Annotated in this window: 8 protein-coding genes; all 8 read right to left on the reverse strand. The window is 50.3% G+C overall.

What is annotated here, in order from left to right; all coding sequences use genetic code 11:
• Positions 1–415: 415 nt before the first annotated feature.
• Positions 416–757, reverse strand: a complete 342-nt coding sequence (locus tag QZP87_RS15400) for an STAS domain-containing protein (protein WP_291323812.1) — start codon at positions 755–757, stop codon at positions 416–418.
• Positions 748–1,161: an ATP-binding protein gene (locus QZP87_RS15405; protein WP_291323813.1), complete on the reverse strand. Its 414-nt coding sequence runs from the start codon at positions 1,159–1,161 to the stop codon at positions 748–750. Before QZP87_RS15405 ends, QZP87_RS15400 begins: the two co-directional genes overlap by 10 nt.
• 17 nt (positions 1,162–1,178) lie before the next feature.
• Positions 1,179–2,309 (reverse strand): SpoIIE family protein phosphatase, encoded by a 1,131-nt coding sequence (locus QZP87_RS15410; RefSeq protein ID WP_291323814.1) that lies wholly within the window; start codon positions 2,307–2,309, stop codon positions 1,179–1,181.
• A gap of 18 nt (positions 2,310–2,327) precedes the next feature.
• Positions 2,328–2,798, reverse strand: coding sequence for a D-aminoacyl-tRNA deacylase (gene dtd / locus QZP87_RS15415; RefSeq protein ID WP_291323815.1), 471 nt, complete (start codon positions 2,796–2,798; stop codon positions 2,328–2,330).
• Between the two features lie 115 nt (positions 2,799–2,913).
• A complete protein-coding gene (locus QZP87_RS15420; protein ID WP_291323816.1) occupies positions 2,914–4,263 on the reverse strand; it encodes a diguanylate cyclase in 1,350 nt (449 codons plus the stop codon).
• Positions 4,264–4,288: 25 nt separating this feature from the next.
• Positions 4,289–4,903, reverse strand: coding sequence for a chemotaxis protein CheC (locus QZP87_RS15425; protein WP_291323817.1), 615 nt, complete (start codon positions 4,901–4,903; stop codon positions 4,289–4,291).
• A gap of 252 nt (positions 4,904–5,155) precedes the next feature.
• On the reverse strand, positions 5,156–5,518 hold the full coding sequence (locus tag QZP87_RS15430) for a response regulator (protein ID WP_291323818.1): 363 nt from the start codon (positions 5,516–5,518) through the stop codon (positions 5,156–5,158).
• A 9-nt stretch (positions 5,519–5,527) separates the two neighbouring features.
• On the reverse strand, positions 5,528–6,328 hold the full coding sequence (gene panB / locus QZP87_RS15435; RefSeq protein ID WP_291323819.1) for a 3-methyl-2-oxobutanoate hydroxymethyltransferase: 801 nt from the start codon (positions 6,326–6,328) through the stop codon (positions 5,528–5,530).
• Positions 6,329–6,742: the final 414 nt, after the last annotated feature.

Below are 6,742 nucleotides of genomic sequence, written 5' to 3' on the forward strand. Positions count from 1 at the left end.
ATTTTTCCGCACAAATACCAAAATTACAGACTCGAAGTTATGCGTACCTGCACAGATAGTACTTAGCGGGGACAGTCCCCAGGCCTGGTGCCAGTAATCAACACCGATGACCCTCTGAATGTTTACCTGAAGCTTATCACTACCGGGCAACGTATAATAACTGGTAACTTCTCAATAACTCCTGGCGATCTTACACTAAGAAAAATACCTGGATTCCGGCTTTCGCCGGAATGACGAATGAAAACAGGTCATTGCATTGTGATGTCATACCGGCGGAAGCCGGTATCCAGGAATACTGCCCGGAGTTATTGAGAAGTTACAAAAACTGACTTTTTGTGCAGGCGCAGCATGCCGTAAACCGGCAAATCAAGAATCAGGGGTCCAATAAAAAAATGGAAGGAAATGTCTGGGCAGGCTACTCCAGGCCTGTAAGAAACCGGCGGGCAATTTCATCCCGGGAGGGAAATACTAGAAACAGGTCCCAGAGATTGACCAGCTTCAGGGTTTTGGTGACCTGCTCCGAGGGGTTGAGCAGACAAAAGATCCTGCCTTCGTGCAGACTGCGGTTGTTCAGGGCGGTGACAAAGCCGATGCCGGCACTGTCCATAAACTTTACACCCGACAAGTCCAGGGCCAGCACCTGCCAGGTACGGCTGAAAAAAGCCTCAAATTGCTTTTTCAGATTCTCCACAATTTCCATGGTCAACTCCTGGGAGATATCCACAATGAGCATTCCGTCTGTTTCCTCTACCTGCACTCTTTCCATTGCTTTGGACCTATCTTTTTGGTAAAACTGAATACATTGCTGTTGTTTTCCCTGGAGTAGTCAAAAGAGTGCATGACCTGGCGCATGATGAAAATTCCTCGGCCGGATTCCTCAGATTTTTCCGGTAGTTGCCAGGGACACTGAAACTCTTTTCCCCAGTCCCGCACCTGAAAATCCACCCGCTGATTTTCCAGGATCTCAATCTTTATCTCCAGTTCCCCGGGAAGGCCCTGGTAGGCATGCAGGGCTGCATTATTGCAGGATTCCGTGAGGACCAGCTCAATATCGAACAAAACGTCGGAAGTAACAAACATGTCCAGAAAGGACTTGACCGCCCGGGCGATCATTCTTGAGCGGCAGGGGGTGACAGTATCCTTGAGTATCAGTTGCAGCATACAAACCTCCTGGAACATCAAGACCTTGTCCTGATCCACAGGGCCGTAAGATCATCCCTGAACCTGACATTATCGCCCCCGATAAGTTCCAGCCTGGTTTTCAGAAGGTTGAGGTCAAAATCTTCCCGGCGCATCATCTGATGTACCTCGTATCGAAACCTGTCAAGACCCAGGATCTCCCCCGGGGCGGTCTCCCACTCATAAAAGCCGTCGGTATACAGAAATGCCTTGATACTGTCCTTGTAGTACAACTCACCAGAGGTTATGTCCAAGGGAAAAATGCCAAGAGGTCTGCAATTGGGTAAAACCTCATGCATGAGTTCATGATCAGCTAAAAAAAAACCGGGGCAGTGCCCGGCATTGATGTATGTCAGGCTTCTGGCACTCAAATCCAGGTCACAGGCCAGCAGGGTTACGAAATCCGCCTCCCCGCCCACGATCTGGAACAGATCATCGTTAACGAAACCCACCACCTGCTCCAGTGAGAAATAATTCCTCCAGGACATGCGGAAAATGGTCCGCACGGTATTCATGATGAATGCAGCCCTGGCACCGTGGCCGGAGACGTCGGCCACAACGAATCGCAGAGTGGCTGAACCCACCGGGAAAAAATCGTAATAATCCCCGCTGGCCTTTCCCGACGGCAGATACATCCAGTCCAGGTCCACCCCTGAAAAATCAAATTCCCCCCTGGGAAGAAGCCTGTTCTGCAGGTCGGCCACCGTATCCATTTCCGCTGAAATTATCGAATAAGCCCTGCGCAGTTCTTCCAGGATCAGCACCTGACGTCTAGCCACCCTGACCCTGGCCTGCAGCTCTTCGCGTACAAATGGCTTGAGCACAAAATCATTGGCCCCCTCATTCAGGGCCTGTACCTTGACCTCTGTGGACTCCTCCCCGGTAAGGACCAGAATGAAAACATCCCTGTCGACCCGGGAGTTTCGAATATGTCGAATAACTTCCAGACCGTCCATCACAGGCATATGGATGTCAAGCAGAATAATGTCAGGGGCAAAGGAAGCAAACATCTCCACTGCCTCCCCCCCGTCAGAGCTCTCTTTAATCTCAAATTCATCAGACAGAAGCCGCACCAGAAATTTGCGGTTGATACTGGAATCCTCGGCAATGAGAAGCTTTACTTTTTTCATTGGAACCGGAAAACCTGCTTATTCAAAATCCCTGCTATCCAGCATTATGGTCACCGGCCCCCAGTTGCAAAGTTCCACTTCCATTTCCCGCCCGAAAAAACCGGTATATACTCTGGCCCATGACTGCTGAACCTGCTCTGCAAAGGCCTGGAAAAGCTCCCTGGCGGCCTCCCCCGGCAGGGAACCGGAAAAGCCTGGTCTGCGACCCTTGCGGCAATCGGCGTACAGGGTGAACTGGGGCACCAGCAATAGATCCCCCTGAATATCTGCAAGGCTCAGGTTCATCAGGTCCCCGGCATCAGGAAATATCCTCAGGTTCGTAATTTTTGCGGCCATGATCCCCCAGGCCCTGCTACCGGGAAGATTTTCATCCTCCCGGGCGAAGCCCACCAGCCCGGTAACGCCTGTGCCGATCCTGACCGCCCTGTCCTCTGGAGCAGACTTTGCCTGCACCCTGGCCCATTTTGTGCGCTGCAAAAGTATCCTCATGAATCATCCCTGACTTAGCTGCATGCCAGAAAACACTGACCATCCAGAAATTTACCCTTTGTAACCATTCAGAAACCGGCTCGGGGACAGTCCCCAGGCCCGGTGCCGGTAATCATCACCGAGGACACTCTGATTGGTTACTACCCTTCTTAACCCTGTACATGGCCATATCAGCCAGGCGCAGAAGGTCTTCGGGGTTATGGGCGTCATCCGGGTAGATGCTTATACCTATGCTCACCCCCAGCTTATGTTCACAAGACTGGATGGAGTAAGGCTGGCTCACCTCCCGTGAAATGTTTTGGGCCACCTTCTTGGCATCCTGCAGGCTATTGATATCCGGCAGGAGGACAACAAACTCATCTCCCCCGAACCTGGCAATGGTATCAGAAGCCCTGACCGTCTGCTTCAGCCGCCGGGATACTTCCTTCAGCAATTCATCCCCAGACTTGTGCCCATAGTTGTCATTGATGGCCTTGAACCCGTCAAGATCCAGAAAAAGAAGACCGATCTTTTTACCAGTTCGACTGCTGCCTGCTATGGCTACTTCCAGACGGTCCTGCAGGAGGTTTCTGTTGGGAAGTCCGGTCAATCCATCATGCATGGCCATATGTTCTATACGCTCCTGCATCCTGCGCTGCTCGGTGATATCTATCCCGGTGCCCAGGACATACTCCGGGTTGCCATCCTCATCGTCCAGGATACAATTTGACCAGGCTATCAGTTTTTTTTCCCAGGATTTTGTCACCCAGAAATTTTCGTGATGTACCGGCATATCCTGCAGGTTTTTACTGAAAAAAAATTCTAGGTAATCAGTATCCCTTGGAGAGATAAGCTGTGCTCCAATGTTCGTGCTTTGAAGCTCTGCAAACGAGTACCCTGACAACCTTTCACAGGCCCGGTTGAAATGCAGCAGTTTACCCTCTTTGTCCAGAAGGACAACCAGGGCGTCCACTGTATCCAGAACCTTGGACACAAAGCTTTTTTCACGGCGTAACCGTTCTTCTATTACCTTGCGCTTGTTGAGTTCTTCCACCACCTGGTCGCGGACCTTCCTGTGCTCGATGATACGCCGGTTCAGTTCTGTTACATCCTGGATGGTGACCAGGGCCAGGCGGCATGACGAAGCTTTTATTTTAATCCTGACAGGAACCACCGTGGTATTCTGCTGTCTGGTGTCGCCGTCTCTGGTACTGATACGTATAAAACATTCATGCAGGTGGGAGGAGAAAACAGCCGGGGGGCCACCGTCCAGCACGGCGCGAATCCTGGGGACAAACCTGGGCTGGTCGATTTCAGGATACAGGTGCAGCAGCGACTGTCCCAGGACCTGTTTTTGGTCCATTTCTGTCCAGTCATGCATAATCCTGTTCCAGAACTGAATGCGCATATCCTGGTCCAGGATGAAAATACCCAGAGGAAGCTGGTTCAGTATCCAGAACTTATCCTGAATTTCATTAGAGATCATAAATGGTTACAATGGGACTGTCTTATTATTGTCCAGACTGTTCTCTGACGACTATCTCCAGGAGCCTGGAAAGCTCCTCCATGGAACTGATGCCGAACAGCAGGAGGATGTCACCTGCTATTGAGTGCTCGCTGACCCTGAAATGAGCCTTGGCAAGAATCACAGCGTATCCGTTCTCGGCAATATCCTGTTCCAGGAGATCATGGATGCTGGATTCAAACATGAAATCCGGGAGAGAATACTCCAGGTCCATGTGCAGAAAGTTGGCAAAGTTGCCCAGAACGCTGTTTAATACAATATTACCTATCTCAGTCAAGGCCGCGCTGCGCATGGAATCCAGGTCCAAGTCCCCGGGTTCTTCCTGCACCAGCAGGGTGACCAGGTTGAGGGCGCTTTCAGGGGGAAACAGCAGGGCCGCCTTTCCGGGTACAGGACCTGAAAACCTGAGCACCACGGAAGCCAGGGATGAAGTGTTGAGCAGTGACAATTCTTCCTGGGCCTGCTCCATCTGCAGCACCCTTATTTCGGGTACGCTAAGTTCCACGTGCATGGCCAGCATGGCATTCAGTGAATTGCCTGCCTGACCCACCCCGATATTGATGATTTCAGTCAGAGCATCTTTGTGCAGCTCATTTAACATAAACGATGATCCTTATCACAACAGCGACACTTGATTTAAGCAGGAAGGGGACTGGCTCTCCCCGCACTAATGATTAAAATGCCGTCAAACATCCTTCAGAAAAATAAGTACGGGGGTGCCTATCCCCGGTGGCAGAGGGGATAATTTACACAAAGTGTCGCTGTAGTATTATGATGCGACTGCAAAAAGTCTAATTTCCAGTCGTATTAGTCAGTAGTCCCCGCAGGCCAATCAATAAGATTCCCTGTAGTGTTACCCGGAGCCGAGGTATTTATCTATCACCTTAACCAGTTTCTCATCACTAACGGGCTTGTTGACTATCTCCTTGACCCCGAGTTCCCGGCATTTCTCCCTGGTGGTCTCCTGTACGTCAGCGGTTACCACAACTACAGGGGTTTTGATAAATTTACTGACCAGAACCTGCAGCACCTGAAAACCGTTGATATCCGGCATAAGCAGGTCAAGAAAGATCAGGTCCGGCTGGAGTTCGTCGATCTTGCGCAGGGCCTCACGTCCTGATGCGGCTTCCACTGTTTCATGACCTGTTTGCTGGACTATTCTCTTCAGGATTGTTCTCTGGAAAACTGAATCCTCCACTATAAGTACTCTGGCCATGGCCTCTCCTTAACTGTCTTTATAACAGTGACTCTCATCTGGAAACCTGCCTTCCTGCACCTCCTGACGATAACGTTGCAGGGCATCTGTGATTACTTCCGCCAGGTTGGCGTATTTTTTGACAAAACGTGGTCCCGGCCCGGTACTCATCCCCAGAAGGTCGTTGATCACAAGCACCTGGCCATCACAGTCCAGCCCTGCTCCAATCCCGATGGTAGGAATGGTCAGGCTTGAGGTTATCCTGGTGGCCAGCCCCGGTGGCACCGCTTCCAGAACCAGACTGAAACAACCGGCCTCTTCCAGCCTGCGCGCTTCCTGGACTATCTTATCCCCGGCACTGCCCCTTCCCTGGACCTTGTATCCACCCAACTGGGCAATGCTCTGGGGGGTAAGGCCCAGATGCCCCATAACAGGAATGCCGGCTTTGACCATTCCCTGTATCTGAGGAAGGATGCTGTCTCCGCCTTCTACTTTCACGGCACCGGCCCTTCCTTCTTTGAGCATGCGCCCGGCATTGTTCACCGCCTCTTCAACGCTGACCTGGTATGACATGAAAGGCATATCCGCAACTACCAGTGAGTGTCCGACAACCCTGGTCACGGCCTTGGTGTGATGCAGCATCTCATCCATGGTCACGGACAGGGTATCCTTGTGACCCAGCACTACCATGGCAAGGGAATCCCCTACCAGGATCATGTCAATCCCGCTCTGATCCACAAAACCGGCCATGGCGCTCTCATAAGCTGTAAGCATGGTCAGCTTCCTCTGTCCCTTGGCCTTTAAGACATCCGGCACTGTAATTTTTGACATAGTGACTTACTCCTGAAATCCTGTCATAAAAAACAAGAAATTGATATCAGTTAATTGTTAATTGTTAATTGTTAATTGTTAATTGTTGAAGAACAAAAGCCTAAATTAACTGCCTTACCCTATCACTACAGCGAAACTTATAAAATATAATATTGTACCTCAATTGGGGACAGGCACCCCCGCACTTATTTTTATTAAAAATGATCTTGGTATTATTGGAAAAAATAAGTGCGGGGAGAGCCAGTCCCCGGAGGTCAATCGTAAGTTTCGCTGTAGTGCTATTAACAATTAACAGATAACTGATAACACTACAGCGAAACTTATAAAATATTATACCTGCCTCAATTGGGGACAGGCACCCCCGCACTTATTTTTAATACAAATGATCTTGGTTTTATTGGAAAAAATAAGTGC

The sequence above is a fragment of the Desulfonatronospira sp. genome (assembly GCA_003563255.1).
Taxonomy (GTDB): Bacteria; Desulfobacterota; Desulfovibrionia; order Desulfovibrionales; family Desulfonatronovibrionaceae; genus Desulfonatronospira.